Origin of the sequence: Cereibacter sphaeroides 2.4.1 (genome assembly GCF_000012905.2) — a bacterium.
GTDB lineage: Bacteria > Pseudomonadota > Alphaproteobacteria > Rhodobacterales > Rhodobacteraceae > Cereibacter_A > Cereibacter_A sphaeroides.
This window is the reverse complement of the sequence record NC_007493.2, coordinates 2,533,794-2,560,239: the sequence shown is the minus strand read 5'-3', so window position 1 is coordinate 2,560,239 and position 26,446 is coordinate 2,533,794. Positions and strand designations below refer to the sequence as shown.

The 26,446-nt window shown below is 70.5% G+C and carries 29 protein-coding genes; 21 read left to right on the top strand and 8 right to left on the bottom strand.

Translation table 11 applies throughout. From position 1 onward, the window contains the following. The first annotated feature begins 16 nt into the window (after positions 1–16). The 4 genes from RSP_RS12430 to RSP_RS12415 all read left to right on the top strand — a co-directional run bounded on the left by RSP_RS12430 (position 17) and on the right by RSP_RS12415 (position 4,463). A complete protein-coding gene (locus RSP_RS12430; protein ID WP_009561701.1) occupies positions 17–1,162 on the top strand; it encodes an aminodeoxychorismate synthase component I in 1,146 nt (381 codons plus the stop codon). Beyond that, a complete protein-coding gene (locus RSP_RS12425; protein WP_017139955.1) occupies positions 1,114–1,755 on the top strand; it encodes an aminotransferase class IV family protein in 642 nt (213 codons plus the stop codon). The genes RSP_RS12430 and RSP_RS12425 overlap by 49 nt, the downstream gene beginning before the upstream one ends. Before the next feature lie 215 nt (positions 1,756–1,970). After that, positions 1,971–3,746 carry an aspartate--tRNA ligase gene (gene aspS, locus RSP_RS12420; RefSeq protein WP_011338512.1) on the top strand — a complete coding sequence of 592 codons (1,776 nt, stop codon included), beginning with the start codon at positions 1,971–1,973 and terminating at the stop codon, positions 3,744–3,746. Between the two features lie 3 nt (positions 3,747–3,749). Continuing rightward, on the top strand, positions 3,750–4,463 hold the full coding sequence (locus RSP_RS12415; protein ID WP_011338511.1) for a GNAT family N-acetyltransferase: 714 nt from the start codon (positions 3,750–3,752) through the stop codon (positions 4,461–4,463). Between the two features lie 160 nt (positions 4,464–4,623). Here RSP_RS12415 and RSP_RS12410 read toward each other — a convergent pair whose 3' ends face one another. Continuing rightward, positions 4,624–5,325 (bottom strand): response regulator, encoded by a 702-nt coding sequence (locus tag RSP_RS12410; RefSeq protein ID WP_011338510.1) that lies wholly within the window; start codon positions 5,323–5,325, stop codon positions 4,624–4,626. Between the two features lie 258 nt (positions 5,326–5,583). On the opposite strand from RSP_RS12410, the gene mce reads away from it, so the two are divergent. Both mce and RSP_RS12400 read left to right on the top strand, forming a co-directional pair. Next, positions 5,584–5,988 (top strand): methylmalonyl-CoA epimerase, encoded by a 405-nt coding sequence (mce, locus tag RSP_RS12405; RefSeq protein ID WP_002720998.1) that lies wholly within the window; start codon positions 5,584–5,586, stop codon positions 5,986–5,988. After that, the gene (locus RSP_RS12400; protein ID WP_011338509.1) at positions 5,985–6,266 is read left to right on the top strand and encodes a DUF1467 family protein; all 282 of its coding nucleotides are present in this window, start codon (positions 5,985–5,987) and stop codon (positions 6,264–6,266) included. Before mce ends, RSP_RS12400 begins: the two co-directional genes overlap by 4 nt. 14 nt (positions 6,267–6,280) lie before the next feature. On the opposite strand, the gene RSP_RS12395 is transcribed toward RSP_RS12400, so the two are convergent. After that, positions 6,281–6,973 (bottom strand): EI24 domain-containing protein, encoded by a 693-nt coding sequence (locus tag RSP_RS12395; protein ID WP_011338508.1) that lies wholly within the window; start codon positions 6,971–6,973, stop codon positions 6,281–6,283. Next, on the bottom strand, positions 6,970–7,548 hold the full coding sequence (locus RSP_RS12390; RefSeq protein ID WP_011841687.1) for a nitroreductase family protein: 579 nt from the start codon (positions 7,546–7,548) through the stop codon (positions 6,970–6,972). Before RSP_RS12390 ends, RSP_RS12395 begins: the two co-directional genes overlap by 4 nt. A 300-nt stretch (positions 7,549–7,848) precedes the next feature. On the opposite strand from RSP_RS12390, the gene RSP_RS12385 reads away from it, so the two are divergent. From RSP_RS12385 to RSP_RS12360, 6 genes are all read left to right on the top strand, one after another. Continuing rightward, a complete protein-coding gene (locus RSP_RS12385; protein WP_011338506.1) occupies positions 7,849–9,465 on the top strand; it encodes an ABC transporter substrate-binding protein in 1,617 nt (538 codons plus the stop codon). Beyond that, positions 9,466–10,536 carry an ABC transporter permease gene (locus tag RSP_RS12380; protein WP_011338505.1) on the top strand — a complete coding sequence of 357 codons (1,071 nt, stop codon included), beginning with the start codon at positions 9,466–9,468 and terminating at the stop codon, positions 10,534–10,536. After that, positions 10,533–11,435: an ABC transporter permease gene (locus RSP_RS12375; RefSeq protein WP_011338504.1), complete on the top strand. Its 903-nt coding sequence runs from the start codon at positions 10,533–10,535 to the stop codon at positions 11,433–11,435. Before RSP_RS12380 ends, RSP_RS12375 begins: the two co-directional genes overlap by 4 nt. A 100-nt stretch (positions 11,436–11,535) precedes the next feature. After that, positions 11,536–12,360 carry an ABC transporter ATP-binding protein gene (locus RSP_RS12370; protein WP_011338503.1) on the top strand — a complete coding sequence of 275 codons (825 nt, stop codon included), beginning with the start codon at positions 11,536–11,538 and terminating at the stop codon, positions 12,358–12,360. After that, positions 12,360–13,115 carry an ABC transporter ATP-binding protein gene (locus tag RSP_RS12365; protein WP_011338502.1) on the top strand — a complete coding sequence of 252 codons (756 nt, stop codon included), beginning with the start codon at positions 12,360–12,362 and terminating at the stop codon, positions 13,113–13,115. The genes RSP_RS12370 and RSP_RS12365 overlap by 1 nt, the downstream gene beginning before the upstream one ends. After that, a complete protein-coding gene (locus RSP_RS12360; RefSeq protein WP_011338501.1) occupies positions 13,112–14,179 on the top strand; it encodes a dipeptidase in 1,068 nt (355 codons plus the stop codon). The genes RSP_RS12365 and RSP_RS12360 overlap by 4 nt, the downstream gene beginning before the upstream one ends. Before the next feature lie 341 nt (positions 14,180–14,520). Here the strand turns inward: RSP_RS12360 and RSP_RS12355 are convergent, their stop codons facing one another. Continuing rightward, positions 14,521–15,660 carry a class II histone deacetylase gene (locus RSP_RS12355; protein ID WP_011338500.1) on the bottom strand — a complete coding sequence of 380 codons (1,140 nt, stop codon included), beginning with the start codon at positions 15,658–15,660 and terminating at the stop codon, positions 14,521–14,523. A 59-nt stretch (positions 15,661–15,719) separates the two neighbouring features. Here RSP_RS12355 and RSP_RS12350 point away from each other — a divergent pair, with 59 nt between their 5' ends. Next, the gene (locus RSP_RS12350) at positions 15,720–15,977 is read left to right on the top strand and encodes a DUF167 domain-containing protein (RefSeq protein WP_011338499.1); all 258 of its coding nucleotides are present in this window, start codon (positions 15,720–15,722) and stop codon (positions 15,975–15,977) included. Positions 15,978–16,196: 219 nt separating this feature from the next. Here the strand turns inward: RSP_RS12350 and RSP_RS12345 are convergent, their stop codons facing one another. Both RSP_RS12345 and RSP_RS12340 read right to left on the bottom strand, forming a co-directional pair. Next, on the bottom strand, positions 16,197–17,120 hold the full coding sequence (locus tag RSP_RS12345; RefSeq protein ID WP_017139953.1) for an MBL fold metallo-hydrolase: 924 nt from the start codon (positions 17,118–17,120) through the stop codon (positions 16,197–16,199). 93 nt (positions 17,121–17,213) lie between these two features. Continuing rightward, positions 17,214–17,624, bottom strand: coding sequence for a metallopeptidase family protein (locus RSP_RS12340; RefSeq protein ID WP_011338497.1), 411 nt, complete (start codon positions 17,622–17,624; stop codon positions 17,214–17,216). Positions 17,625–17,936: 312 nt separating this feature from the next. Here RSP_RS12340 and gltX point away from each other — a divergent pair, with 312 nt between their 5' ends. Continuing rightward, positions 17,937–19,262: a glutamate--tRNA ligase gene (gltX, locus tag RSP_RS12335; RefSeq protein ID WP_011338496.1), complete on the top strand. Its 1,326-nt coding sequence runs from the start codon at positions 17,937–17,939 to the stop codon at positions 19,260–19,262. On the opposite strand, the gene RSP_RS12330 is transcribed toward gltX, so the two are convergent. Continuing rightward, positions 19,263–19,646: a hypothetical protein gene (locus RSP_RS12330; protein WP_011338495.1), complete on the bottom strand. Its 384-nt coding sequence runs from the start codon at positions 19,644–19,646 to the stop codon at positions 19,263–19,265. It abuts the gene before it with no gap. A gap of 50 nt (positions 19,647–19,696) precedes the next feature. Continuing rightward, positions 19,697–21,142, bottom strand: coding sequence for a cobyric acid synthase (locus RSP_RS12325; protein ID WP_011338494.1), 1,446 nt, complete (start codon positions 21,140–21,142; stop codon positions 19,697–19,699). Positions 21,143–21,288: 146 nt separating this feature from the next. Between RSP_RS12325 and RSP_RS12320 the strand changes: the two genes are divergently transcribed. The 7 genes from RSP_RS12320 to pqqE all read left to right on the top strand — a co-directional run bounded on the left by RSP_RS12320 (position 21,289) and on the right by pqqE (position 26,441). Continuing rightward, a complete protein-coding gene (locus RSP_RS12320; protein ID WP_002720981.1) occupies positions 21,289–21,708 on the top strand; it encodes a YciI family protein in 420 nt (139 codons plus the stop codon). A 294-nt stretch (positions 21,709–22,002) separates the two neighbouring features. After that, positions 22,003–23,010 carry a LysR family transcriptional regulator gene (locus RSP_RS12315; RefSeq protein ID WP_002720980.1) on the top strand — a complete coding sequence of 336 codons (1,008 nt, stop codon included), beginning with the start codon at positions 22,003–22,005 and terminating at the stop codon, positions 23,008–23,010. A 230-nt stretch (positions 23,011–23,240) separates the two neighbouring features. Then, entirely contained in the window at positions 23,241–23,321 is an 81-nt protein-coding gene (gene pqqA, locus RSP_RS12310; RefSeq protein ID WP_002720979.1) for a pyrroloquinoline quinone precursor peptide PqqA, read from the top strand. Between the two features lie 18 nt (positions 23,322–23,339). Then, positions 23,340–24,242, top strand: a complete 903-nt coding sequence (gene pqqB / locus RSP_RS12305; RefSeq protein ID WP_002720978.1) for a pyrroloquinoline quinone biosynthesis protein PqqB — start codon at positions 23,340–23,342, stop codon at positions 24,240–24,242. Next, positions 24,239–25,006 carry a pyrroloquinoline-quinone synthase PqqC gene (gene pqqC / locus RSP_RS12300; protein ID WP_011338492.1) on the top strand — a complete coding sequence of 256 codons (768 nt, stop codon included), beginning with the start codon at positions 24,239–24,241 and terminating at the stop codon, positions 25,004–25,006. The genes pqqB and pqqC overlap by 4 nt, the downstream gene beginning before the upstream one ends. Next, a complete protein-coding gene (gene pqqD / locus RSP_RS12295; protein WP_002720976.1) occupies positions 25,003–25,299 on the top strand; it encodes a pyrroloquinoline quinone biosynthesis peptide chaperone PqqD in 297 nt (98 codons plus the stop codon). The genes pqqC and pqqD overlap by 4 nt, the downstream gene beginning before the upstream one ends. Beyond that, entirely contained in the window at positions 25,299–26,441 is a 1,143-nt protein-coding gene (gene pqqE, locus RSP_RS12290; RefSeq protein ID WP_011338491.1) for a pyrroloquinoline quinone biosynthesis protein PqqE, read from the top strand. Before pqqD ends, pqqE begins: the two co-directional genes overlap by 1 nt. The last annotated feature ends 5 nt before the right edge of the window (positions 26,442–26,446 follow it).

Below are 26,446 nucleotides of genomic sequence, written 5' to 3'. Positions count from 1 at the left end.
GAGAAGGGAGAAGAGCGTGTTCCTGTGCGAGAACGGACCCCGGTCCGGCCCGGCCCTGTTCCGGGAGCCCGTCGAGACGGTGATCGTGGAGGAGCCCGCGGCGCTGGCGCCCGCGCTTGCGCGCCTCGATGCGCTGCGGGCCGAAGGGTTCTGGATCGCGGGAACGGTGGCCTACGAGGCGGGGCTGGTGTTCGAGCCGCGGCTCGCGCGCCTCATGCCGCCGCAGCGCTCGGAGCCGCTTCTGGCTTTCGGCGCCTTCCGCGCGCCGCTGCCCGCGGGCGATCTGCTGGCGCAGGCTGCGGCCGAGGCGGGAGAGGTGCGGCTCGCGCCCTTCCGCCCGCGGATCGCTCGCGCCGACTATGATGCGGCCTTCGGCCGGCTCATGGCCTATATCGCGGCGGGCGACTGCTATCAGGTGAACCTCACCTTCCCGCTCGACGGCCGACTCGAGGCGGGCAGTGCGCTCGGCCTTTACGGGGCGCTGCGGGCGCGCCAGCCGGTGGGGCAGGGCGCCTTCTGCGATCTGGGCGGGCCGGTGGCGATCTCGGCCTCGCCGGAACTGTTTTTCGACTGCGACGCCGAGGGGCGGATCTCGACCCGGCCGATGAAGGGCACCGCGCCCCGCGACCCCGATCCCGCGCGCGACGCGGAGCTCGCGGAGATCCTCGGATCGAGCGAGAAGGGCCGCGCCGAAAACCTGATGATCGTCGATCTCCTGCGCAACGACATCGGCCGGATCGCCGAGCTGGGTTCCGTCCGGGTGCCCGAGCTGTTCGCGATCGAAAGCTATGCCACCGTCCATCAGATGGTGAGCCGGGTGACGGGGCGACTGATCGGACGGCCGGGCCTGTCGGGGCTTCTGCCCGCGCTCTTTCCCTGCGGTTCGGTGACGGGGGCGCCCAAGATCCGGGCGATGGAGATCATCGCCGAGCTGGAACCTTTTCCCCGCGGTCTCTATTGCGGGGCGATGGGCTGGATGGCGCCGGACGGGCGCGCGGCCTTCAATGTGGCGATCCGCACGCTGCGCCTGTTTCCGGGCGGGGAGCTGCGGCTCGATGTGGGCGGCGGCATCGTACAGGATTCGACCGCGCCCGGTGAATGGGAGGAAGCCTTGTGGAAGACCCGCTTCGCCGAGCTGCCGACGACCCCGACCTGCGGCTGATCGAGACGATGCTCTGGGACGGGATGCGGCTGATCCGGTTGCGCCGGCATCTCCAGCGGCTCGAGACGGCGGCCTCGCGTCTGGGCTGGTGCGCGGCGGGCGCGGGCGCCGCGCTGAAGGCCGCGGTGCCCGAGGGTCCGGCGCGGATGCGCCTCACGCTCGATGGCACGGGTCGCCTGACCGTCGAGGCAACCCCCCTGCCGGCGGCGAAGCCGGTCTGGCGGGTGGGGCTTGCCGCCCAGCGCCTCGCCTCGGGCGATCCGTGGCTGCGGGTGAAGTCGAACCGGCGGGCGGCCTATGACGCGGCGCGGGCGGACCTGCCCGCGGATCTCGACGAACGGCTCCTGCTGAACGAGCGCGGCGAGGTCTGCGACGGCACGATCACCACGGTCTTCTTCGATGCGGGCGAGGGGATGCGGACCCCGCCGCTCGAGGCGGGCCTCCTGCCCGGGATCCTGCGCGAGACCATGCTCGAGACAGGGCGGTGCCGCGAGGCGCCGCTGCCGGGGGAGGCCCTGCCGCGGGTGCGGCTCTGGGTCGGCAATTCGCTGCGCGGGCTGATCCCGGCGGAGTGGGCGGGCGAGACGCCCTGAGCCCGTGCGCCCGGGATCTGCGCGGGGATCCCTCCCAAGCCCGAAGGAGGCGGTTCCCGCCCGGTTTCCTGCCTCGCCGCGGCGGCGGGGCCGCCCCGGCTCAGGCCGCTCCGCGGGGGATATTTGTGCCAGCGTGAAAGGGCGGCGGCTTGACTTCCCTCCCGTCCCGGAGTGTATCGGCCCGGACGAACCAGAGCCTCGGGAAGGGGAGCCGAATGCACGCCTATCGCAGCCATACCTGCACGGAACTGAATGCCGCGCATGTCGGTCAGGAGGTGCGGCTCTCGGGCTGGGTGCACCGTGTGCGCGACCACGGCGGCGTCCTGTTCCTCGACCTGCGCGACCATTACGGTATCACCCAGGTGATCGCCGACGCCGACTCGCCGGCCTTTGCCGAGCTCGAGACGGTGCGGGCCGAATGGGTGATCCGCATCGAGGGCCGGGTGAAGGCGCGCGACGCGTCGCTGGTGAACCCCAAGCTCGCGACCGGCGAGATCGAGGTCTATGCCACCGGCATGAGTGTGCTGGGCGCGGCGGACGAGCTGCCGCTGCCGGTGTTCGGCGAGACCGACTATCCCGAGGAGACGCGGCTCACCTACCGCTTCCTCGACCTGCGGCGCGAGAAGCTGCACCAGAACATGATGCTGCGCTCGAACGTGGTGCGGTCCTTGCGCAACCGGATGTGGGGCGCGGGTTTCAACGAGTTCCAGACGCCGATCATCACCGCTTCCTCGCCCGAGGGCGCGCGCGACTTTCTCGTGCCGTCGCGGCTCCATCCGGGCAAGTTCTATGCCCTGCCGCAGGCGCCGCAGCAGTTCAAGCAGCTGATCATGGTGGCGGGCTTCGACCGCTACTTCCAGATCGCGCCCTGCTTCCGCGACGAGGACCCGCGCGCCGACCGCTCGCCCACCGACTTCTACCAGCTCGACATCGAGATGAGCTTCGTGGAGCAGGAGGATGTGTTCGCGGCCGTGCAGCCGGTGATCCAGGGGCTGTTCGAGGAGTTCGGCCACGGCAAGCGCGTGGATGCCGACTGGCCGCGGATCGCCTATCGCGATGCGATGCTCTGGTACGGGTCGGACAAGCCCGACCTGCGCAACCCGATCAAGATGCAGGTGGTGAGCGAGCATTTCGCGGGCTCGGGCTTTGCGATCTTCGCCAAGCTTCTCGAGAACGAGGGCACCGAGATCCGCGCGATCCCGGCGCCCACGGGCGGCAGCCGGAAATTCTGCGACCGGATGAACGCCTTCGCGCAGTCCCAGGGCCTGCCGGGCATGGGCTACATCTTCTGGCGCAAGGGCGACGACGGGGCGATGGAGGCCGCGGGGCCGCTGGCCAAGAACATCGGCCCCGAGCGGACCGAGGCGATCCGGCAGCAGCTGGGGCTGGGCGAGGGCGATGCGGCCTTCTTCCTCGGCGGCAAGCCCGAGACCTTCGAGGCCGTCGCGGGCCGCGCGCGCACCGAGATCGGCCGCGAGCTGGGGCTGACCGAGGAGAACTGCTTCAAGTTCGCCTGGATCGTCGATTTCCCGATGTACGAGAAGGACGACGAGGGCAAGATCGACTTCAGCCACAACCCCTTCTCGATGCCGCAGGGGGGCATGGAGGCGCTGGAGGGCGATCCGCTGAAGGTGCATGCCTATCAGTACGACCTTGCCTGCAACGGCTATGAGCTGATCTCGGGCGGGATCCGCAACCACAAGCCCGAAATCATGTTCAAGGCCTTCGAACTGGCGGGCTATCCGAAGGAAGAGGTCGAGAAGCGGTTCGGCGGCATGGTCAAGGCCTTCCGCTACGGCGCTCCGCCGCACGGCGGCTGCGCGGCCGGGATCGACCGGATCGTGATGCTGCTGGCCGACGAGGCGAACATCCGCGAGGTCATCATGTTCCCGATGAACCAGCGCGCCGAGGATCTGCTGATGGGCGCGCCCTCGGAGCCCACCAACGAGCAGCTGCGCGAGCTGCGCCTGCGCGTCGTGCCGAAGGACTGAGGCGTGAAGCGGTTCGGCGAGCCGGTTCCGGGCTGGCAGGCGCCGCCGCGCCCCTCGGGGGACGAGGGGCTCGAGGGGCGCCATGTCCGGCTGGAGAGGCTGTCGGCGGACCGCCATGCGGCGGATCTCCATCAGGCCTTCTCGCCCGACGAGGCGGTCTGGGATTATCTGCCCTACGGCCCCTTCGCCTCGACGGCCGCCTATCATCACTGGGTGCGCACGGTCGAGGAGAGCGCCGATCCGCTGTTTCATGTGATCCGGGACCGGACCACCGGCCATTGCGGCGGGGTGGCGAGCTTCCTGCGGATCGCGCCCGAGGCGGGAAGCATCGAGATCGGCCATATCTGCCTCTCGCCCGGGCTGCAGCGGACGCCGGCCGCGACCGAGGCGCTGTTTCTGATGATGGCCTGGAGCTTCGCCGCGGGCTACCGGCGCGTGGAATGGAAGTGCGACGCGTTGAACCTTGCGTCGCGGCGGGCGGCGCAGCGGCTGGGCTTCAGCTACGAGGGCACCTTCCGGCAGGCGACGGTGGTCAAGGGCCGCAACCGCGACACAGCCTGGTTCTCGGTGATCGACCGCGAATGGCCCGCCTTGCGCGAGGCATTCGAGCTGTGGCTTGCGCCGCGCAATTTCGACGCCTCGGGGCAGCAGATCGAGCGGCTGTCGGATCTGACGGCGCTGGCGCGCGGCGGAGCCGCAGATCCGGCTCTCGGCTAGGTGCGATCCTGCCGCGCCGAGGCTCCGGCTTTATGAGACCTCTCAATCGGCTGACCGAGGGATGTCCCAAGGAACTCGGATGGAGCGTGGCTGGCCCGGGGCCTCGCCGCTTGCCCTTGTGCGGGCGTCTTGAGGGGCAGGCATCACCCTCTTCCATAGGTCAGAAGGCCGGCGCCGCCGCCGCGAGGCGGACGGCGATCAGCCGGCGGAGCAGGTCGAGCGCGTCGGGGCAGTCGGGCGCGTGGCGGGCGGCCTGTTCCAGCGCCTTGTCGCCGCTGCTGCGCGCGACGCCGGCCACGAAGCCTGCGAGATAGCGCGCCCGCGCCGTGCCCGGCAGCAGGGTCGCGGCGAGTTCGGCGGCCCGGGTCAGGTCCTCGCGCAGGGAGAAGGGATCGGGCGGAGGCAGCATCTCGTCCTCGGCGAGGCGGGGGCGGCCCGGCAGATGGTCGAGCAGCACCTGCTGAAACAGCGCCAGACTGTCGAGCGGCTTTTCGAGGAAGGCGTGCGCCCCGGCCTCGAGCGCGGCCTCGCGCCGCGAGGGGTCGCCGCTCGCCGCGAGAATGACGAGGCCGGGGCGCGTCGCCATTTCGGCGATGAGCATTTCGCCTGCCCCGTCCGGCAGGCCCAGATCGACGATGGCCGCATCGGGGCAGTAGCGGTCCAGATGCCGGCGGGCGGTCTCCATGTCGTCGGCCCGCCGCAGTTTCGCGCCCGAGCGGTGGCAGAGCAGCCGCATGGCCTCGGCCGCGAAGTGGCTGTCCTCCACCGCGAGCACCGTGAGCCCCGCAAGGGGCAGCGGCCCGCGCAGGGGGCGCGGGACGAAGGACGGCATCGGATCGGGGAGGAGGTGCAGGTGGGGCATCGCGGATCCTTCCGGGGCTCTCGGCTGGCGCCATCGAAGCCGATCCGGGTCAAGATCGGGTTAAGCGGGCTCTCTCCCGATGACAAAAAAGCCGCCGTCCGAGCGAAGCCCGGTGCCGGCGCCCGGCGGGGCGGAGGGCTCTCGTGCGATCCGGGCCCGCCCCGGACGTGCCGGACCGGGGAGGTCCGCGCGACGGGCTGCCCTCTTGCGCGGGCAGGGGGCGGCTTTCATAACGGGCCACCGGACGGAGGAGAGAGAATGATCGGACGCCTGAACCATGTGGCCATCGCCGTGCCCGACCTCGAGGCTGCGGCGGCACAGTATCGCAACACGCTCGGGGCCGAGGTGGGGGCGCCGCAGGACGAGCCCGACCACGGCGTGACGGTGATCTTCATCACCCTGCCGAACACGAAGATCGAGCTGCTTCATCCGCTGGGCGAGGGCTCGCCCATCGCGGGCTTCCTCGAGAAGAACCCGGCCGGCGGCATCCATCACATCTGCTACGAGGTCGAGGACATCCTCGCCGCACGCGACCGGCTGAAGGAGGCGGGCGCGCGGGTGCTGGGGTCGGGCGAGCCGAAGATCGGGGCGCATGGCAAGCCCGTCCTGTTCCTCCATCCCAAGGACTTCAACGGCTGCCTCGTGGAGCTCGAGCAGGTATGAGCATCACCGGCGCCATCGTCCTCTATGCGGTGACCTGGTTCATGGTGTTCTTCATCCTGCTGCCCCTGCGGGTGCAGAGCCAGGATGAGTCGGGGAAGGTGGTGCCCGGCACGCCGCGCGGCGCGCCCGCGGGCTATGTGATCCGGCGCAAGGCCTGGCTCACGACGCTCTGGGGCACGCTGGTCTGGGCGGTTCTCTGCGGGATCATCCTGTCGGGCGCGATCAGCCTGCGCGACATCGACGTGATGGGCCGGATGCCCCCGCAGCCGGCCTTCTGATCCGGGCGGGGCGGTCAGGCCCCGCGGCCGTTCAGCCGGTGGAAGATGTGGGTGAAGGTCGCCACCCCCAGCACCGGCACCACGAGGTTCAGGATCGGGATCGAGAGCGGCGCGGCCATCAGCGTGCCCGCGAGCCAGATCTGGCCCGCGTGCCGCGCCCGGAGCGACTTCGCCCCGGCGCGGCCGAGCCTCCGCATCGCCACCAGCGTGAAATATTCCCGCCCGAGCAGGAAGCCGTTCAGCGCCCAGAACAGGATCGGCCCCACCGGCCCGGCGAAGATGAAGACCACGAGCGCGATCATGTTGACGAAGATCAGCACGGCGAAGAAATTCGCACTGTCGATCAGCTGATCCATCAGCGGCAGTGGCGTGGCGGGGGGCAGGTGCGGATAGTGCTTCTCCTCGACCGCATCGACCACGCTGTCGAGGAAGAGGCCGGTGAAGGCCGAGGCGACCGGGATCATCAGGAAGACCGAAAGCCCCAGCATCAGGACCGCCGAGCCCCAGGAGAGCAGCATGTCGAGCCCGCCCACCTCGCCCACCCAGGGGATCGAGACGGTGTCGGGCACGAAGCTGTTCAGAAGGAACAGGAAGCCGGTATAGACGGCCATCAGCAGCAGGAGCGCGAGCCCTATGCCGAAGAGCACGACCCGCCGGAAGGGCGGGTCGCCGATCTGGCCTATGGCGCGGAGGAAGTCCCGGATCATTCGCTTACCCATGTGGTGAGACTGGCAACATCGGGCCGCGGGCGCTCGGGCGGAGCGACGGTCTCGCTGCCGATATGAACGATGCCCGCGACGAACTCGGTCTCCGCAAGGCCCAGGCCCTCGCGGAGGAAGCCGCGGTCGTAGGCCGGCCAGCCGGTGAGCCAGTTGGCCCCCCAGCCCGCCGCCTGCGCCGCGTTCAGAAGCGACAGGCAGACCGCGCCCGCCGAAAGGATCTGCTCGATCTCGGGCACCTTGTCGGAAGGCTCGGGGCGCGCCACCACCACCACGGCGAGGTGGCTCTGTGCGAACTGCGCGCGACCCTTGGCGCTCTTGTCCGGGTCGAGGGCCAGCGCCTCGGCGCGGGCATCGGCCAGCGCCGCCAGCCGCGGCATGGCGCCCGCCTCGAGCACGATCAGCCGCCAGGGTTCGAGCTTGCCGTGATCGGGCGTGCGCAGCGCGGCCGTGAGGATCGGCGCCAGCGCCGCGCGGTCGGGCACCGGCAGGGCGAGCGTCTTGGCGGGCCGCGAACGGCGGCTCAGCAGGAAGTCGAGAACCTCGGGCTTCGGGTCGGGCATGGGCGTCTCCTTTGGCCGCGATCTTGAGGATCGGGCGCGCAGGGTCAAGCGCCCATCGCCCCGCCGCCCTGCGGCGCGCGGAGGGGCCGCGGACCCCTGCGCCCGGCGCGTGGAGCCTTTCGCCGTGGCGCCCGGTTCATGGGCGTCGCGCGCCGTCCGCCATGCACGAAGCTCACGGTCTGGGCTCCTGCCGGAGGGTCATCTTTCCCAATCCGAGAGCCGGCCTTGACAGCTTCGTGACCGGCGGCTCACCATGGCGCGGTGGCCCGCCCGAGCGCCCCGCGCTGCCGGACAGGAGCCATGAAAAACATCGACAGGGGGTCCTCCATGTTCATCCGAGCGCGCTTGCTGGCGACGGCGGCCGTTGCCGCATTCGCCCTGACCACGGCTCCGCTTTCCGCCGAGACGCCACCCGACACCTTCATCCAGGCCTGGGCGATCGACGACATGATCACGCTCGACCCGGCCGAGGTGTTCGAATTCACCGCATCGGAGATCATCGGCAACAGCTACGAGACGATCATCGGCTACGACGTCAACGACGTCTCGAACATCTTCGGGCGCGTGGCGGAAAGCTGGGAGCTGTCGGAGGACGGCCTGACCATGAGCTTCAAGGTGCGCGAGGGCAAGACGTTCGCCTCGGGCAACGACCTGACCGCCGAGGACGTGGTCTACAGCCTCGTGCGGGCCGTGAAGCTGGACAAGTCGCCGGCCTTCATCCTCGGCCAGTTCGGCCTGACGCCGGACAACGTCGAGGAGAAGGTGAAGCAGACCGGCGATTATTCCTTCACCTTCGAGATGGACAAGGCCTATGCGCCGACCTTCCTGCTCTACTGCCTGACGGCGACGGTCGCCTCGGTGGTGGACAAGGATCTCGTCCAGTCGAACGAAGCGGACGGCGACTGGGGCTACAACTGGCTCAAGACGAACTACGCGGGCTCCGGCCCCTTCACCATCCGCGAATGGCGCGCGAACGAGGCCGTCGTGATGGAGCGCAACGACCAGTGGGACGGCGACAAGCCCGCCATGGCGCGCGCGATCTACCGCCACATTCCCGAGGCCGCGACCGAGCGTCTGCTGCTCGAGCAGGGCGACATCGACATTGCGCGCAAGCTCCTTCCCGAAGAGATCGAGGCGCTGAGCCAGAACCCCGACATCAAGATCCAGAGCGGGGTGAAGGGCACGATCTTCTATCTCGGCCTGAACCAGAAGAACGAGAATCTGGCCAAGCCCGAGGTGCGCGAGGCGATGAAATGGCTCGTCGATTACGACGCCATCGCCGAGACGCTGGTCAAGGGCATGAAGAAGAAGCACCAGACCTTCCTGCCCGAGGGCTTCCTCGGCGCGCTGGACGAGAACCCCTACAGCTTCGATCCGGCCAAGGCCAAGGAGCTTCTGGCCGCGGCGGGCCTGCCCGACGGCTTCACCGTCACGATGGACACCCGCAACACGCCCGAGGTGACCTCGATCGCGCAGGCGATCCAGCAGACCATGGCTCAGGCCGGGATCACCATCGAGATCATCCCCGGCGACGGCGGCCAGACGCTCGAGAAATACCGCGCGCGGACGCATGACATCTACATCGGCCAGTGGGGCCCCGATTATCAGGACCCGCATACCAACGCGACCTTCGCGCAGAACCCCGACAATTCCGACGATGCGGCCTCGAAGCCGCTGGCCTGGCGCAACGCCTGGGAGATCCCCGAGCTGACCGCCAAGGCGGACGCCGCCGTGCTCGAGCGTGACACCGAGAAGCGCGCCCAGATGTATCGCGACATGCAGGAGGAGGTGCTGAAGACTTCGCCCTTCGTCATCATGTTCCAGGAATCCGAGGTCGTCGCCATGCGCAAGAACGTCGAGGGCTACATCATCGGCCCGTCGTTCAACGACAACTCGTTCCGGGCCGTGACGAAGTAGATGGCCGCAACCCCGCAGATCGGGAGGGGGCGCACGGGCGCCCTCTCGCTCTGGCTCTGGAAGGGCGTCAAGGTGGCGCTGACCGTCGCCGTGACCTTCCTGGGCCTCCTTCTCGTCACCTTCGTCATCAGCCGCTACATGTCGGTGGACCCGGTGCTGCGGGCGGTCGGAGACCGCGCGAGCCAGTCCACCTACGATGCCATGTATCGCGCCATGGGCCTCGACCGCCCGGTCTGGGAGCAGTTCTGGATCTACCTGCACAACGTGCTCTCGGGCGATCTCGGAAGCTCGTTCCTCACCAAGCGCCCCGTGGCCGACGATCTGGCCCGGGTCTTTCCGGCGACGCTGGAGCTTGCGACCGTGGGGATCCTCATCGGCACGCTGGCGGGCATTCCCCTGGGCGTCGTCTCGGCCGTCAAGCAGGGCCGCGCCATCGACCAGATCGTCCGCGTGCTGGGCCTCGTCGGCTATTCGGCGCCGATCTTCTGGCTGGGGCTGCTCGGCCTTCTCGTCTTCTACGCCCGGCTCGGCTGGGTCGCGGGGCCGGGCCGCATCGACATCGCCTATGAATACAGCTTCACCGTGACAACCGGCCTCCTCCTCCTCGACAGCGCCCTGCAGGGCGCCTGGGACGCCTTCGGCAATGCCTTCTCGCACATCATCCTGCCCGGAGCGCTGCTCGGCTATTTCTCGATGGCCTACATCAGCCGCATGACGCGCAGCTTCATGCTGGCCGAGCTCGCGCAGGAATACGTCACCACCGCCCGCGTGAAGGGCGTGCCCGAGTGGCGCATCGTCTGGGTCCATGCGCTGAGGAACGCGGCCGTGCCGCTCGTGACCGTGGTGGCGCTCTCCTATGCGGGCCTCCTCGAAGGTTCGGTCCTGACCGAGACGGTCTTCGCCTGGCCGGGGCTCGGCCTCTATCTCACCAACAGCCTGCAGGTGGCCGACATGAACGCCGTCCTCGGCGGCACGCTCGTGATCGGCGCGGTCTTCGTGGCGCTGAACCTGCTGTCGGACCTGCTCTACACGCTCCTCGACCCGCGCACGCGGCGGCAGGTGCGGCCATGACCCGGACCGAATGGCTCCTCACGGAAGAGCCCGCCTCGCGCCGGCAGGCGCGGCTGGGCCAGGCCTACCGCACCTGGCTCGCGCTGAGGGCCAACCGGCTCGCCATGGTGGGGCTGGGCCTCGTGCTGGCACTGATCGCGGTGGCGATCCTCGCGCCCTGGATCGCGCCCCACGATCCGATCGTGGGCGGCGATCTGCGCACCGAGCGGCTGCTGCCCCCCTCGTGGGCGCATCCGATGGGCACCGACGATCTGGCGCGTGACATCCTGAGCCGGGTGATCCACGGCTCGCGGCTCACGCTCATGGTCGTGGGGCTGGTGGCGGTGATCGCCACGCCCATCGGCCTCGCCATCGGCACGACGGCGGGCTATTTCGGCGGCTGGGTCGATACGGTGCTGATGCGGGCGACCGACATCTTCCTCGCCTTCCCGCGGCTGATCCTGGCGCTGGCCTTCGTCGCGGCGCTCGGGCCGGGGATCGAGAATGCGATCATCGCCATCGCGCTCACCTCCTGGCCGCCCTACGCCCGCCTCGCGCGGGCCGAGACGCTCACCATCCGCGACAGCGACTTCATCAATGCCGCGCGGCTTCAGGGCGCCTCCGCCCCCCGCATCCTCTGGGGCCATGTGACCCCGCTCTGCCTCTCCTCGGTGATCGTGCGGGTAACGCTCGACATGGCGGGGATCATCCTGACCGCAGCGGGCCTGGGCTTCCTCGGCCTCGGCGCGCAGCCGCCGCAGCCCGAATGGGGCGCCATGATCGCGGGCGGCCGCCGCTTCATCATCGACCAGTGGTGGGTCGCCACCATGCCCGGTCTCGCCATCTTCGCCGTCTCGCTCGGCTTCAACCTCTTGGGCGACGGGCTGCGCGACGTGCTCGACCCGAAGGCCCGCAAATGATCCCGAACCGCTCCCGCGCCGCCGCCCTCCCTGGCTTTCATTCTGGCCCAAATATCCCCGCCGGAGGCTCCGACGCCTCCGCCGGGCGGAGCACCCGCCGATGACGCTCCTTCAGGTCGAGAACCTCCGCGTGACCTTCCCGACCCGGCAGGGCCCCTCCGAGGTGGTCCGCGGCGTGAGCTTCACCCTCGGGCGCGAGCGGCTCGGGATCGTGGGCGAGAGCGGCTCGGGCAAGAGCCAGACCGGGCGCGCGATCTTGGGCCTCACGCCGCCGCCCGGCCGGGCCACCGCCGACCGGCTCGCCTTCGACGGCATCGACCTCAACCGCGCCACGCCGCGCCAGTGGCGGGCCCTGCGCGGCATCCGCATGTCGATGGTCATGCAGGATCCGAAGTTCTCGCTGAACCCGGTGATGACCATCGGCCGCCAGCTGACCGAGGCCGCGCGCCGCACCGCCTCGCGCGGCGAGGCGAAGGGCCGCGCGATGGCCATGCTCGAGGCCGTGCAGATCCGCGATCCGTCCCGCGTCTTCGGCGCCTATCCGCACGAGTTGTCGGGCGGCATGGGCCAGCGCGCCATGATCGCCATGATGCTGATCGCCGAGCCGGACCTCCTGATCGCGGACGAACCCACCTCGGCGCTCGACGTCACGGTGCAGATCGAGGTCCTGCGCATCCTCGACAGGCTGGTGCAGGACCGCGGCATGGGCCTCGTCTTCATCAGCCACGACCTGCGCCTCGTCGGCAGCTTCTGCGACCGGGTGCTGGTGATGTATGCCGGCCGCGTGGTCGAGGAGCTGCGCGCCGCTGAGCTGGCGCAGGCGCGCCATCCCTACACGCAGGGGCTGCTGAACTGCCTGCCGCGGATCGAGGGGGGGCGCCGGCCGCTGCCGGTGCTGGAACGCGACGCGCGGTGGGCTCTCTGATGGCGTTGATCGACCTCTCCGGCCTCCATGTCCGCTTCGGCGAGGTCCATGCCGTGCGCGGCGTCTCGTTCCAGGTGGACCAAGGCGAAAGCTACGGCATCGTGGGCGAGAGCGGTTCGGGCAAGTCCACGGTGCTCCGCGCGATCTGCGGGCTGGCGCCGATCTCGGCGGGCGCCGTCACGCTGGCGGGCGAGGAGCTCTGGCGCCGCCGCTCGGCCGGGTTCCACCGCCGGGTGCAGATGGTGTTTCAGGACCCCTATGCCTCGCTCCATCCCCGCCACACGATCGACCGCGTGCTGGCCGAGCCGCTGGCGATCCACGGCTTCGACGACTGCGAGGCCCGCATCCTGCGCGCGCTCGACGAGGTGGGTCTGGGCCAGGGCTTCCGCTTCCGCTATCCCCACCAGCTTTCGGGCGGACAGCGGCAGCGGGTGGCTATCGCCCGCGCCCTGATCCTCGAGCCGCGGGTGATGCTGCTCGACGAGCCGACCTCCGCGCTCGATGCCTCGATCCAGGCCGAGGTGCTGAACCTCCTCGACCGGCTGCGGGCGGAGCGGGGGCTCACCTACATTCTCGTCTCGCACGATCTGGCCGTCGTGGCGCACATGTGCGAGCGTCTCCTCGTGATGCAGCACGGGCAGGCGGTCGAGGAACTGACCCGAGACGGCCTCCGGGCCCGGGCCGCGCGCGAACCCTACACCCGGGACCTTCTGGCCGCGTCCGAAGGCTACCGCCCCGCCGAGAGCAGCCCATGACCGAGACGATCCCCGTCTTCGACGGACACAACGACTTCCTCCTGCGCCTCCTGCGCAATCCCGCCAACCGCGAGACGATCTGGCTGAAGGGCGACGGCACCGGCCATCTCGACCTGCCGCGGATGAAGGAGGGCGGCTTTGCGGGCGGCTTCTTCGCCATCTACGTCCCCTCGCCGCAGGCCCACGATGCCGCGCATTTCGAGGCGATGATGGACGCTCCGCCCTTCGAACTGCCGCTGCCCCCGATGATCCGGGCCGAGCAGGCGCAGCCCGTGGCCCTCGCCATGGCGGGGCACCTGCTCTGGATGGAACGCGCGGCCCGCGGCCGCTTCAAGGTCTGCCGCACGGCGGCCGAGGTCCGGTCCTGCCATGCCGACGGCATCGTCTCGGGCATCATGCATATGGAGGGCGCCGAGGCGATCGGGGCGGATCTCGATGCGCTCCACCTCTTCCATTCGCTGGGCCTGCGCTCGCTCGGCCCGGTCTGGAGCCGCCCCACGGTGTTCGGCCACGGCGTGCCCTTCCGCTTCCCCGGCTCGCCCGATACCGGCGAGGGGCTGACCGAGGCGGGGCGTCGCCTCGTGGCCGAATGCAACCGGCTGAAGATCATGCTCGACCTCTCGCACCTGAACGAAAAGGGCTTCGACGATGTCGCGCGCCTGAGCGACGCGCCGCTGGTCGCGACCCATTCCAACGCCCATGCGGTCACGCCCTCGACCCGCAACCTGACCGACCGCCAGCTCGCGATGATCCGCGAGAGCCGGGGCATGGTGGGGCTGAATTTCGCCACCTCCTTCCTGCGCGAGGACGGCCGACGCTCGGCCGAGATGGGCTGGGAGCCGGTGCTGCGCCATCTCGATCATCTGATCGACCGGCTGGGCGAGGATCATGTGGGGATGGGCTCGGACTTCGACGGGGCCACGATCCCGCAGGGCATCGCCGACGTGACCGGCCTGCCCGCGCTGCAGGCCGCGATGCGCGCCCATGGCTACGACGAGCCGCTGATGCGCAAGCTCTGCCACGAGAACTGGTACGGGCTTCTGGAGCGCAGCTGGGGGGCCTGAGCGCGTGGAGCCGACCGCCGGGGGCGCTGCCCCCGGACCCCCGGGATATTTGGGCAGAGTGAAAGCGATGGGGCCGCGGGTCGGGGGACGGCGGGGGCGGGCCGAGGCGGAACGCGGCCGGTGTCGGGCGGGTGAGCGCGGCGGCGTCGTAAGGGGCGCCAGGGGGGAGGCGCGGCCGAAGGGCTCTCGGGCCGCGAGAGGCTGGGCACTGGGCAACGCGTCGGGTCGCCCGTGCGGGGGAGAGCCGGTCCTGCGGGAGGCTGATCGGGCCCCCGGCAGGCCTGAGGGCGGGACGGGATCTGGCTGGGGCAGGCGCCGTGCCGTGAGCTGCGGGGATGGGCTCAGGACGCGGTGGGGACGGGACCCGGGGGGCGCGGCCCGCCCAGCCCGAAATGGGCGGCGAGATCCGAGAGATGCTCGCTCAGGAACCGGTCGAAGCCGGGGCCGGGCTGGCGCGCGCGGATCGTGGCGCCGAGCGGATCGGGGGCAGGAATGCCGCTCTCCGAGAGCTCTTCCAGCACCGCATGGCCGCAGAAGGGCACATGAACCTCGGAATAGCCGCCCTCGTGGACGAGGACGAGCCGCCCTTCACAGAGGTCGGCCGCAGCTTCCTTCATCCTCCGCGTCATCTCCCGGAAGGTGTCGGCCGACGCCATCATGCGGCCGAGAGGATCCATGGCCGAGGCGTCGAAGCCGCAGGCCACCACGATCGCGTCGGGCCGGTGACGGCGGAGCGCGGGCAGCACCAGCCGGTCCATGGCCTCGAGATAGCCGCGGTGTCCGGTGCCGGGCGGCAGCGGGATGTTGAGGTTCGCGCCGTGCCCCGGACCCTCGCCGCGCACCTCCGCCCCGCCGGTGTCGAGCGGATAGTTCCGCTCCTGGTGCAGCGAGACGGTCAGGACCTCGGGGCGGGAGAGGAAGATCGCCTCGGTCCCGTTGCCGTGATGCACGTCCCAGTCCACCACTGCGATCCGCTCCGCCCGCTGCTCGGCCAGGGCCGCCTCGACCGCGATGGCGATATTGGCGAGGAGGCAGAAGCCGTTCGGCCAGTCGGGCAGGCAATGGTGCCCCGGCGGGCGGCTCAGCGCATAGGCATTGGCGAGGCGGCCCCGCAGCACCTCGCGGAGCGCCGCCGTGGCGAGGCCCGCCGAGAGGGCCGCCGTCTCGTAGCCGTCGCGGCCGAAGGGGCTGCGCAGGCCGAGCTCGCCGCCGCCGCGGTCGGAGAGCGCCTTGAACGCGGTCAGGTAGGCGGCGGGATGGACGCGGCGCAACTCCTCCTCGGAAGCGGGCGGGGCGCCCTGCATCCGGAGCGCGCCCGCGAGGCCGGTGACATCGAGCAGGTTCTTCAGCCGTCGCTTGGTCTCGGGGCTTTCGGGCAGGCCGCCTCCCGGCTGGACGAGGCCGCCCACCGGCAGCGTCAGGGCGTAATTCCCGCCGTGGTGCCAGAAGCACCGCTCGTCCCAGAAGAAGCCCGTGGCCATGCCGTCCTCCGTTTGCGCCGAGCCTGCGTCCGCGCTAAGGCTCGCGCAAGGGGGAAGCGATGGACGAGGGACCCGCATTGGCCGATCTGGCCCGGCCGGGCGTGCCCTTCGCGGTGCGGGTGACGCCCCGCGCCGCGCGGGCGAAGGTCGAGCTGCAGGAGGGCGTGGTGCGGGTGCACGTCACCTGCGTGCCCGAGGACGGCAAGGCCAACCGCGCCGTGACCGAGGCGCTGGCCAAGGCGCTGGGCGTGGCCAAGAGCCGCCTCACGCTGGTGCGGGGGGCCACGAGCCGCGACAAGACCTTCCGGCTGGATTGACGAGCCTTCGGCCGCCGGGCGCGGCTTTCGGAGAAGGCGTGGATGGCCGCTTGCGGATCGGGTCCTCCGTCGGCGCTGCCTGCAGCCGAGCCTCTCGGTTGACGATGCGCCATCTGCAGGCCGGAGCCTGCGCGGGGGAGATGGCCCCGAGTGCCGGGGGGAAAGGGGATGCCGCGGGGCACGGAGGGCCGTGCGCGGCAGCGCTTCCCCCCCGTGCCCTCAGCCGTTCAGCATCAGCTGGTAGCTCTCGGGCACGAAGCGGAAGCCCTCGTCGGTCGTTTCGACGAAGCCGATGGCCGGGAAGGGCATGTGGTAGCCGATGAAGGGGATGCGCTCTTCGGCGATCCGGCCGAAGAGGGCGCGCCGGGTAGCGGCGGCCGCGGCCTTGTCCATGTCGAAGCGCACCTCCCAGTCGGGATGGCCGAGCGAGAAGGCGTAATGGTTCGCCGCATCGGCCGTCAGCATCAGCGCCTGCCCCTCGCTCTCGAGCCGCCAGGCCATGTGGCCGGGCGTGTGGCCGAAGGCCTCGACCGCCGTGATGCCCGGAGCCACCTCGTCGCCGCCCGCCACGAAGGTCATCCTGTCGAGGAGCGGGCGCACCTTGCTCTCGTAGCCTTCGTTGCCCTGCGCCGACCAATGGTCGTTTTCCACCTGGCCCGTGACGTAGCGCGCCTTGGCGAAGGTGGGCGTGTCGCCCTCCATCAGCCCGCCGATATGGTCGCCATGCATGTGGGTGATGACCACGACATCCACCGCGTCGGGCGCATGGCCCGCGGCCTCGAGCGCGGCCACGATGCCCTCGGGCGCAAGGCCCGTGTCGAAGAGGATCAGCTCGGAGCCGGTGTTGACGAGGGTGGGGGTGAAGAAGCCCTGCGCCCGGTCGGTCGGCAGGAAGGCCGCGCGGGCGGCGGCCTCGAATTCCTCCTGCGGGACATTGGCCGCGAAGATCTCCTTCGGGCCCTCCTGCACGCGGGTGCCGGCGAGAAGCGGCGTGACCTCGAAGCTGCCGAGAGCGTAGCGGCGGAACGGCGGCGTGGCCGCGCCCTGCTTTTCGGCCGCGGCAAGGACGGGGCGGGCGGCGAAGGCAGGGACGAGCGGCAGGGCGGCTCCGGCCAGAAGGGCGTTTCGGCGCGTCATGGTCATCGGCATCCTCCGGGTTTGTCTCGGTGATGGCTCATCATAGAGGCGCGCAGGCCGCTGACAGCGCTTCTGACGCAAAGGTGATCGGGAGGGGCCCTATTCCCACCACGGATCGATGGAGGCGATATCCTCGTCGGACCAGCCGAAATGGTGGGCGAGTTCGTGGATCATCACATGCGTCACCAGCTCGCGCAGCGTGACATCGCCCCGCGCCACCCATTCGTCGAGGATCGGCCGCCGGAAGAGCCAGATCGCGTCGGGCTGCACGGGCTGGTCCATCACCGATTTTTCGGGGAGAGGCACGCCCTCGTAGAGGCCGGTCAGCTCGTAGGGATCGTCGATCTCCATCTCGTCGAGGATGTCGTCGGGCGGCAGGTCGGCCACGCGCAGGAGGACCGCGGCGGCCGGTGCGCGGTAGGCGGCGGGCAGGGCCTCGACCGCCTCGCAGGCGAGCCGTTCGATGAGGTCGAGGTCGGGAGCGGTAGCCTGGGCAAGATCGTGTGTCATGCCTGAACCATAGGCTGGGCGGAGCGGCCGGGGAAGCGTGCTCTCGGGGCGGGTCGGGTGGAGCGTTGCGGCGAGGCTCAGGGGAGGAACGGCTCGTCGTCCGCCTCCTCGCGGGCGGGCGGCGCCGATGCCGGGATGAGCTTCCGCGCCGCGCCGGCCGGAGCGCCGGCGCACTGGTGCGCCGCGCTTGGCAAGGTGCCTCCGCACGAGCTGCCCGCGGCGGGCAAGGCTGCCTTGCCGCCTGCGGTCGATGGCCCGAACTGGACAATCGCGCCGCCTTGTGAAACAGGAGCGGGATCAGGAGAGCCGCCGATGACCACCGTTACCCGTTTCGCTCCGTCGCCCACTGGCTACATCCATGTGGGCAATCTCCGCACCGCGCTGATGAACTGGGCCATCGCCCGCAAGTCCGGCGGCACCTTCATCCTGCGTCTGGACGATACCGACCGCGAGCGGTCGAAGCAGGAATATTCCGACGGGATCATGGAGGATCTCGAGTGGCTGGGCCTGACCTGGGACCGGCTCGAGCGGCAGTCCGACCGGCTGGACCGTTACGCGGAGGCCGCCGACGAGCTGCGCCGGGCGGGCCGCTTCTACGAATGTTTCGAGAGCCCGACCGAGCTTGACCTCAAGCGCAAGAAGCTGCTCAACATGGGCAAGCCGCCGGTCTACGACCGCGCCGCGCTGAAGCTCTCGGACGAGGAGCGTGCGCGTCTGCGCGAGGAGCGCGGCGGCTACTGGCGCTTCCTGCTCGATCAGGAGCGGATCGAATGGACGGACGGCATCCTCGGCCCGATCTCGATCGATGCGGCCTCGGTGTCGGATCCGGTGCTGATCCGGGCCGACGGGCAGGTGCTCTATACCTTCGCCTCCTCGGTCGATGACATCGACATGGGCGTGACCTTCATCGTCCGCGGCGGCGACCATGTGACGAACACGGCCACGCAGATCCAGATCATGCAGGCGCTGGGCGGCACGCCGCCCTCCTTCGCGCACCATTCGCTGCTGACCGGGGCGCAGGGCGAGGCGCTCTCGAAGCGGCTGGGCACGCTCAGCCTACGCGACCTGCGCGCGCGGGGGGTGGAGCCGATGGCGCTCCTGTCGCTGATGGCGCGTCTCGGCTCGTCGCAGCCGGTCGAGCTTTTCCGCACGCATGAGGAGCTTCTGGCGGGCTTCGACGTGGGCACCTTCGGCGCGGCGCCGACCAAGTTCGATGCCGAAGACCTGTTCCCGCTGACCCGCCACTATGTGCAGGGCCTGCCGTTCGAGGCCGTCCGCGGCCGCATCGCCGCGCTGGGCGTGCCGGACGATCTGGCCGAACCCTTCTGGCGGGTGGCCAAGGACAATATCGGCGTGCTGGAGGATCTGGGCGGCTGGTGGACGCTCTTCTCGGAAGGGGCCGAGCCGCAGATCGACCCCGAGGATGAGGATTTCATCCGTCAGGCCATGACCCTTCTGCCTCCGCCGCCCTACGGGCCCGAGAGCTGGGCGCAGTTCACTGCCGCGGTGAAGGAAGCCACGGGCCGCAAGGGCAAGGGTCTCTTCATGCCGCTGCGGAAGGCGCTGACCGGGCAGGCCCACGGGCCGGACATGTCCGAGGTCATGCCGCTTCTGCAGAAGGTGCGCGCGAAGGGCTGATCAGAGCTCGATGCCGGGCGCGTCCGCGGAGGGCGCGTCGGGCTTCGGCGCGGGCGTCTCCTCGGGCAGGGGTGGCGCATCGGCTTTGCGGCGGATCAGGATGTCGCCGTTCGGCAGCCGCTCGGGCGCCTCGTAGTTGCGCAGATCGTCCACCTTTGCCAGCAGGTCGCGCAGCGCGGGCTGCAGATCGCCCATCGCCTCGCCCATGTCGCGCATGGCGGGCTCCATCTCGTCCATCAGCCCGCGGAAAAGCAGCTTCGCCCCCTCGTTCAGCAGGCTGAACCCTTCGCCCACATCCCCGTCCTTGTCGGGCGCCGGCGCGTCCTCCGCCTGAGCGGGCGTGAGGAAGAGGCAGAGGGCGAGGGTGGCTACGATCCGGGTCATGCGCCAGATATAGGGCGGCGGCGGCCGCGTGCCAGAGGCGCGCCGGCGTCTCAGCGGGCGAGCGCCAGCAGCCCCGCCACATCGACATGGGTCTCGAGATGGTCCGCGAGCGCGTCGAGCACCGTCTCGACCCGCGCATCGTAGGCGAGATCCGAGGTCGCGGCCCCGAGGCTCTCGAGGAAGGCGCGCCGGAAGCCATCGGCGCCGAACATGCCATGGAGGTAGCTGCCGACCACCCGTCCGTCGGCCGAGGTGGCCCCTTCCGGGCGGCCCTCGATCTCGGCGAAGGGGCGGGCGCAGTCGGGGCCCTCGGTCGCGCCGATATGGATCTCGTAGCCGGTGAGCTCGGCCCCGCTGGCCCGGTGCCGCCCCGCCACGCGGGTGAGCCGCTTGTCGGGATGCATCACCGTCTCGACGTCGAGAAGCCCCAGCCCCTCGGTCACGCCCGGCGCGCCCTCCAGACCCTCGGGGTCGGCCACGCTCCGCCCGAGCATCTGGTAGCCGCCGCAGATCCCCAGCACCCGCCCGCCGCGGCGATGGTGCGCGCGCAGATCCACGTCCCACCCCTGCGCCCGCAGGAAGGCCAGATCGCCCCGCGTCGATTTCGTGCCCGGCAGGATCACGAGATCGGCCTCGGCCGGGATGGGCTGGCCCGGGCGCACCATCCGCACGGTCAGCCCCGGCTCCTGCTTCAGCGGGTCGAGATCGTCGAAATTGGCCACGCGCGAGAAGGCGAGCCATGCGACCGTCAGCGCGCCCTGCCCGGTGGGGCGCCCCAGATCCAGCGCATCCTCGGCAGGCAGGAGAGCCGCCTCGGGGAAGAAGGGCACCACGCCATAGCCGCGCCAGCCGGTGCGGGCCTCGATCAGCCGGTAGCCCTCATCGAAGAGCCGCACGTCGCCGCGGAACTTGTTCACGAGGAAGCCCGCGATCATGGCGGCATCCTCGGGATCGATCACCGCCTGCGTGCCGACAAGCTGGGCGATCACGCCGCCGCGGTCGATGTCGCCCGCGAGCACCACGGGCACCCCGGCCGTGCGCGCGAAGCCCATGTTGGCGATGTCGCCCCGGCGCAGGTTCACCTCGGCCGGGCTGCCCGCCCCCTCGACGATCACCAGATCGTGCGCCGCCGTCAGCCGCGCGAAGCTCTCGAGCACGGGCGCCATCAGCGCGGGCTTGCGCTCGAACCAGTCGCGGGCGCGCAGCGTGCCGACGCGGCGGCCCTGCACGATCACCTGCGAGCCGTGATCGCTCTCGGGCTTCAGCAGCACCGGATTCATGTCGGTCAGCGGCTCGAGCCCGGAGGCGCGCGCCTGCAGGGCCTGCGCCCGCCCGATCTCGCCGCCGTCGGCGGTGACGGCCGCGTTGTTCGACATGTTCTGCGGCTTGAAGGGCGCGACCGACAGGCCCCGGCGCCGCGCGGCCCGGCAGAGCCCGGCCACCAGCAGCGACTTGCCCACGTCCGAGCCCGTTCCCTGGATCATCACGGCGGGCATGGGCGTCTCCTTCGGGCATCCTCTTGCCCCCCCGGTTCTCGCCGGTCGGCCGCGATTTGCCAAGATCGGATGCGCCGCGAGAAAAGGCTAGGCCAGAGGCCGCCGTGCCCCGATGCTGTTTCCGTGCAGCAGGGGAGGAGAGGGCCATGCGCGTCATCGTCATGGTGAAGGCAACCGGAGACAGCGAGGCGGGCCTGATGCCCGAACCCGAGATGTTCGAGGCCATGGGCCGCTTCAACGAAGAGCTGATGGCCGCCGGCATCCTGAAGGCGGGCGACGGGCTGAAGCCCTCGGCCCACGGGGCGCGCGTGCGATTCGACGGCAAGTCCCGCAGCGTCACACCCGGCCCCTTCGGCCCGGCCGAGGAGCTGGTCGCGGGCTTCTGGCTCTGGGAGGTGCGCGATCTCGAGGAGGCGATCGACTGGGTGAAGCGCTGCCCCAATCCGATGCCCGGCCCCTCAGACATCGAGATCCGGCCTCTCTACGAGATGGAGGATTTCGGCGACGCGCTGCCCCCCGACGTGGCGGCGCAGGAGGCGGAGCATCGCCGCCGCCTCGACAGCTGACCGCGAGGGCATCTCCTCCGGCGGCCGAGGAACCGCACGCTCCCGAGGCCTCGCCTGCGGACCGGGCAAGCCGACGTGGATGCCGGGAGGCCCGGACACGGCACAGGAGAGGCGCGGTCGATGTCCGCATGCCGCGCGGCCCGGACGCGGCAGGCGCAGTTCGGAGGCCCTGCTGTCAGGAGCCTGTGCCCTGCCGGCCGCCGAAGAGTTCCGGGGAGCGGCCTCCACCCTTCGTCGGGGCAGACGCCGGGGCCCGCCGCTGCCACTCTGGCCCGACGGGAGGGAGGACCGGACATGCAGAAGGCCGTGCGCGAGGAGCCTGCCCCCTCCGATCTCCGGGTCGGGGTGCAGGCGGGGCCGGAACTGACCTTCCGCAAGCTGAAGGCCTTCTGGGCCGTGGCGCAGTCGCAGTCGCTGACCGGGGCCGCGAAGCTTCTGGGCATCACGCAGCCCTCGCTGTCGCAGCAGATCATCGGGCTCGAGCAGAGCCTCGGCTATCCGCTCTTCGTGCGCCGGTCGAACCGGATGATCCTGACCGAGGCGGGCGTCCTGATGCTGCGCAAGGCCGAGCCCGTGCTGCGCGGGATGCAGGATCTGGAGGACACGCTCGCCGCCTATGGCAGCGGCCAGCGCCATCCGCTGCGCCTCGCAGGGGTCGAATCGCTCCTGCGGACGATCCTGCCCGAGGCGCTGCGGCACATGGATCTCGACGGCACCGCCGAATGCGACCTGCTGGAAGGCGCGCCCGCGGATGTGCTCGAGATGCTCTATTCGCGGCAGGCGGACATCGGGCTTCTCGCCGCCAACTCGATCTCGGAGGCGAGCACCGGCTTTCTCCAGATCCCGATCATGGCCGATCCGACCGTGCTCGCGGTGCCCGAGTCGCTCGACCTCGGCTGTGTGGCGCGGATCGAGGATCTGGCCCCCGAGGCGCAGGCGATCCTCGGCGCCTCGATCCAGATCGCCTTCGGCACCCAGCACAGCCGCCGGATCGAGAGCTGGTTCTCGGACATGCTGCCGCAGAACCGGATGACGGCGCGGGTCAGGAGCTTCGAGACCGCGCTCTCGATGGTGCGCGCGGGGCTCGGCATCTGCATCGTGCCGGCGCTGTCGGTGGGGCCGTCGCCGGGCGTGCGGCTCTATCATGCGGGGCTCGAGCCGCGCCGGATCGTGGCGCTGATCCAGCCTGCGCAGCACCGGACCGGCCGGCACGCGGCCGTCGTCGCGGCGCTGCAGGCGGCAGGCAGCGCCATGCGGCTGCCCCCGATCGAGCCGCTGCCGGCCCTGCTCTCCCGGCCCTGACGCGACCCTGCCTCTGCCTCGCAGGGGCCTGCGCTCCTGTGCCGCCAGCCCCGCCATCCGCCCTCGGCGCCAGTCCGGGGGGGGCGGATAAGCTGTTGCCGCAGCATGGTTTCCGCTGCGCTGCCGCAATAGGCGGCGCCTATCCTCTCCATAGCTGGCGACCATTTGACGCAGCCCCGATAGTCGAAGGAGCCGCCCCGGAGCGGCGCCATCACGGAGGAGGAGATCCCATGGCCTGGAAGACCCCGCGTTACGACGAGACCCCGGTGGGGATGGAAATCAACATGTATTCCTGCGCCAAGCGCAAGTAACGAGTGGAGCCTGCTGCGATGCTTCGGATCATCGTCCTCGGCTCCGCAGCAGGCGGCGGCCTGCCGCAATGGAACTGCAACTGCGCGGGCTGCCGCGCCGCGCGCGCGGAGCCTGCGCTCCGCAACGGCCAGTGCGCGCTCGCGGCCAGCGCGGACGGCGAGAGCTGGTTTCTCGTCAATGCCTCGCCCGATCTGCGCCAGCAGATCCTCGACACTCCGGCCCTGCATCCGCGCCATGGGCTGCGCCATTCGCCCATCGCGGGCGTGATCCTCACCAATGCCGAGGTCGATGCGGTGGCAGGGCTGCTGACCCTGCGCGAGGGCTGGCCCTTCGCCATCCATGCCCATCCGGACGTGCTGGAGGTGCTGGCCGCGAACCCGATCTTCGGCGTCCTGCGCCCCGAGATCGTGCCGCGCCGCCCGATGCGGCCCGAGACGCCCTTCGAGCCCGTGCTGGCCTGCGGACGCGCCTCCGGCCTCACGGTGCGGAGCTTCGCTGTGCCCGGCAAGCCCGCGCTCTGGCGCGAGGAGGAGGGGGCGGCGGAAGGCGACAGCATCGGGCTCGAGCTGTCTGCCGGCGGCCGCCGCGCCTTCATCCTGCCCGGCTGCGCCGAGGTCACGCCCGCGCTGGCGGACCGGCTCGCCGGGGCGGATCTCGTCTTCTTCGACGGCACGCTCTGGCAGGATGACGAGATGATCCGCGCGGGCCTGTCGCAGAAGACCGGGCGGCGCATGGGCCATATCTCGATGAGCGGGCCCGCGGGCGCGATGGCCGCGCTCGATCCTCTGGGCATTTCGCGCAAGGTCTTCGTCCACATCAACAATTCGAACCCGGTCCTGATGCCCGGTTCGCCGGAGCGCGCCGAGGCCGAGCGTGCCGGTTGGTGTGTTCCCGCCCCCGGAATGGAGTTCGTCGCATGAGTCTCGACCTGAGCACGAGCCTGTCGCCCGCCCGCCCGCTGGAAAGCGCCGACGCCATGGAAGAGCGGCTGCGCGAGATCGGCGCGGCCCGCTACCACGACCGCCACCCGTTCCACCACATGCTGCACGGGGGCGAGCTCACCAAGGGTCAGGTGCAGGCCTGGGCGCTGAACCGCTACTATTACCAGTGCACGATCCCGGTGAAGGATGCGGTGGTGATCTCGCGCTTCCGCGACCGCGCCACGCGCATCGAGTGGCGCCACCGGCTCGAGGATCACGACGGCGCCGAGGGGGCCGAGGGCGGGATCGACCGCTGGCTGATCCTGACGGACGGGCTGGGGCTCGACCGGGCCTATGTGGAATCGACCGAGGGCATCCTGCCCGCCACCCGCTTTGCGGTCGAGGCTTACGTCCATTTCGTCCGCGACCGCTCGCCGCTCGAGGCCATCGCCTCCTGCCTGACCGAGCTCTTCGCGCCGAACATCCATGCCACCCGGATCTCGGGGATGCTGTCGCATTACGATTTCATCAATCCGACCGTCATGGCCTATTTCCAGCGCCGCCTGACGCAGGCTCCGCGCGACGCCGACTATGCGCTGCGCTATGTCCGCGATCATGCCCGCACGCCCGAGGAGCGCGCGGCGGTGTGCAACGCTCTGATCTTCAAGACGCAGGTGCTCTGGACCCAGCTCGACGCGCTCCACCATGCCTATGTGCTGGGCCATGTCCCGCCCGGCGCCTTCGTGCCGGAGGAGATGCGATGAGCCGCCTCGAGCTTTCGCCCGAAAGCGTGCCGCAGCTCGCCCGTCATGCCCGGCTGCGCTTCGACCAGAGCCGCCAGCACTGGGTGCTTCTGGTGCCCGAGCGGGTGATGACGCCCGACGAGATCTGCGTCGAGATCCTGCAGGCCTGCGACGGGCAGGAGACGGTAGCGGGGCTGACGGCGCTTTTCGAGCGGAAATATGTGGCCGAGCCCGGCGTCATCGCGCGCGAGGTGCTGGCGTTGCTGCAGGATCTGGCCGACCGCGGCTATCTGATCGACCGGGAGGCCGCGTGATGGACGACCACGCCTTCGCCGCGCCCGCACCGGCCGCCCCGACCGCGCCTGCGCTGCCGATGGCGGTGCTGGCCGAGCTCACCCACCGCTGCCCGCTGCAATGCCCCTACTGCTCGAACCCGGTGGAGCTGGAGGCCGCGAGCCGCGAGCTCTCGACCGAGGACTGGCAGCGGGTGATCGGCGAGCTGGCGGCGCTCGGCGTCCTGCAGATCCATTTCTCGGGCGGCGAGCCGCTGGTGCGGCGCGATCTGGTCGCGCTCGTGGCCCATGCCGACCGGGCGGGGCTCTACACCAACCTCATCACTTCGGCGGTGATGTTCACCCGCGCCAAGGTGGCCGAACTGGCCGAGGCCGGGCTTGCCCATGTGCAGGTGAGCCTGCAGGGCGCAAGCGCGCCGGTGGCCGAGCGGATCGGCGGCTTCCGCGGCGGCCATGCGAAGAAGATCGAGGCCGCCGCTTGGGTGCGTGCCGAGGGGATGGCGCTCACGCTCAACGCCGTGATGCACCGCCAGAACCTCGACGAACTGCCGCGCATCGTCGAGATGGCGGTCGAGATGGGCGCGCAGCGGCTCGAGGTGGCGCATGTGCAGTATTACGGCTGGGCGCTGAAGAACCGCGCGGCGTTGATGCCGACGCTCGCGCAACTCGACGAGGCGACGCGGATCGTCGAGGAGGCGCAGGCGCGGCTCTCGGGCGTGCTCGCCATCGACTACGTGATCCCGGACTATTACGCGGTGCGGCCCAAGACCTGCATGGGCGGCTGGGGGCGGCAGTTCTTCAACATCTCGCCCTCGGGCAAGGTGTTGCCCTGCCACGCCGCCGAGACGATCACCGGGCTCCGGTTCGATTCGGTGCGCGAGGCGCCGCTGGCCGAGATCTGGCAGCGGTCCGAGGCGCTGAACCTCTACCGCGGCACCGGCTGGATGCAGGAGCCCTGCCGGTCCTGCATCCATGCCGAGGAGGATTTCGGCGGCTGCCGCTGTCAGGCCTTCGCGCTGGCGGGCGATGCGGCGGCCACCGACCCGGCTTGCGCCAAGTCGCCGCTCCATGCGCAGCTCTTCTCGCTCGCGGGGGCCGAGGCGGAGGCGGGGGCCGACCGCTTCCTCTATCGCAACTTCTCGGGCGGCACACCGGAGGGCTGAGGCCC

Excerpts from the sequence above, each read along its gene's own strand:
- aspS (WP_011338512.1), top strand. The coding sequence starts at position 1,971 with ATGCACGCCTATCGCAGCCATACCTGCACGGAACTGAATGCCGCGCAT.
- RSP_RS12410 (WP_011338510.1), bottom strand. The coding sequence starts at position 5,325 with ATGCCCCACCTGCACCTCCTCCCCGATCCGATGCCGTCCTTCGTCCCG.
- mce (WP_002720998.1), top strand. The coding sequence starts at position 5,584 with ATGATCGGACGCCTGAACCATGTGGCCATCGCCGTGCCCGACCTCGAG.
- RSP_RS12400 (WP_011338509.1), top strand. The coding sequence starts at position 5,985 with ATGAGCATCACCGGCGCCATCGTCCTCTATGCGGTGACCTGGTTCATG.
- RSP_RS12395 (WP_011338508.1), bottom strand. The coding sequence starts at position 6,973 with ATGATCCGGGACTTCCTCCGCGCCATAGGCCAGATCGGCGACCCGCCC.
- RSP_RS12390 (WP_011841687.1), bottom strand. The coding sequence starts at position 7,548 with ATGCCCGACCCGAAGCCCGAGGTTCTCGACTTCCTGCTGAGCCGCCGT.
- RSP_RS12385 (WP_011338506.1), top strand. The coding sequence starts at position 7,849 with ATGAAAAACATCGACAGGGGGTCCTCCATGTTCATCCGAGCGCGCTTG.
- RSP_RS12380 (WP_011338505.1), top strand. The coding sequence starts at position 9,466 with ATGGCCGCAACCCCGCAGATCGGGAGGGGGCGCACGGGCGCCCTCTCG.
- RSP_RS12375 (WP_011338504.1), top strand. The coding sequence starts at position 10,533 with ATGACCCGGACCGAATGGCTCCTCACGGAAGAGCCCGCCTCGCGCCGG.
- RSP_RS12370 (WP_011338503.1), top strand. The coding sequence starts at position 11,536 with ATGACGCTCCTTCAGGTCGAGAACCTCCGCGTGACCTTCCCGACCCGG.
- RSP_RS12365 (WP_011338502.1), top strand. The coding sequence starts at position 12,360 with ATGGCGTTGATCGACCTCTCCGGCCTCCATGTCCGCTTCGGCGAGGTC.
- RSP_RS12360 (WP_011338501.1), top strand. The coding sequence starts at position 13,112 with ATGACCGAGACGATCCCCGTCTTCGACGGACACAACGACTTCCTCCTG.
- RSP_RS12355 (WP_011338500.1), bottom strand. The coding sequence starts at position 15,660 with ATGGCCACGGGCTTCTTCTGGGACGAGCGGTGCTTCTGGCACCACGGC.
- RSP_RS12350 (WP_011338499.1), top strand. The coding sequence starts at position 15,720 with ATGGACGAGGGACCCGCATTGGCCGATCTGGCCCGGCCGGGCGTGCCC.
- RSP_RS12345 (WP_017139953.1), bottom strand. The coding sequence starts at position 17,120 with ATGACCATGACGCGCCGAAACGCCCTTCTGGCCGGAGCCGCCCTGCCG.
- RSP_RS12340 (WP_011338497.1), bottom strand. The coding sequence starts at position 17,624 with ATGACACACGATCTTGCCCAGGCTACCGCTCCCGACCTCGACCTCATC.
- gltX (WP_011338496.1), top strand. The coding sequence starts at position 17,937 with ATGACCACCGTTACCCGTTTCGCTCCGTCGCCCACTGGCTACATCCAT.
- RSP_RS12330 (WP_011338495.1), bottom strand. The coding sequence starts at position 19,646 with ATGACCCGGATCGTAGCCACCCTCGCCCTCTGCCTCTTCCTCACGCCC.
- RSP_RS12325 (WP_011338494.1), bottom strand. The coding sequence starts at position 21,142 with ATGCCCGCCGTGATGATCCAGGGAACGGGCTCGGACGTGGGCAAGTCG.
- RSP_RS12320 (WP_002720981.1), top strand. The coding sequence starts at position 21,289 with ATGCGCGTCATCGTCATGGTGAAGGCAACCGGAGACAGCGAGGCGGGC.
- RSP_RS12315 (WP_002720980.1), top strand. The coding sequence starts at position 22,003 with ATGCAGAAGGCCGTGCGCGAGGAGCCTGCCCCCTCCGATCTCCGGGTC.
- pqqA (WP_002720979.1), top strand. The coding sequence starts at position 23,241 with ATGGCCTGGAAGACCCCGCGTTACGACGAGACCCCGGTGGGGATGGAA.
- pqqB (WP_002720978.1), top strand. The coding sequence starts at position 23,340 with ATGCTTCGGATCATCGTCCTCGGCTCCGCAGCAGGCGGCGGCCTGCCG.
- pqqC (WP_011338492.1), top strand. The coding sequence starts at position 24,239 with ATGAGTCTCGACCTGAGCACGAGCCTGTCGCCCGCCCGCCCGCTGGAA.
- pqqD (WP_002720976.1), top strand. The coding sequence starts at position 25,003 with ATGAGCCGCCTCGAGCTTTCGCCCGAAAGCGTGCCGCAGCTCGCCCGT.
- pqqE (WP_011338491.1), top strand. The coding sequence starts at position 25,299 with ATGGACGACCACGCCTTCGCCGCGCCCGCACCGGCCGCCCCGACCGCG.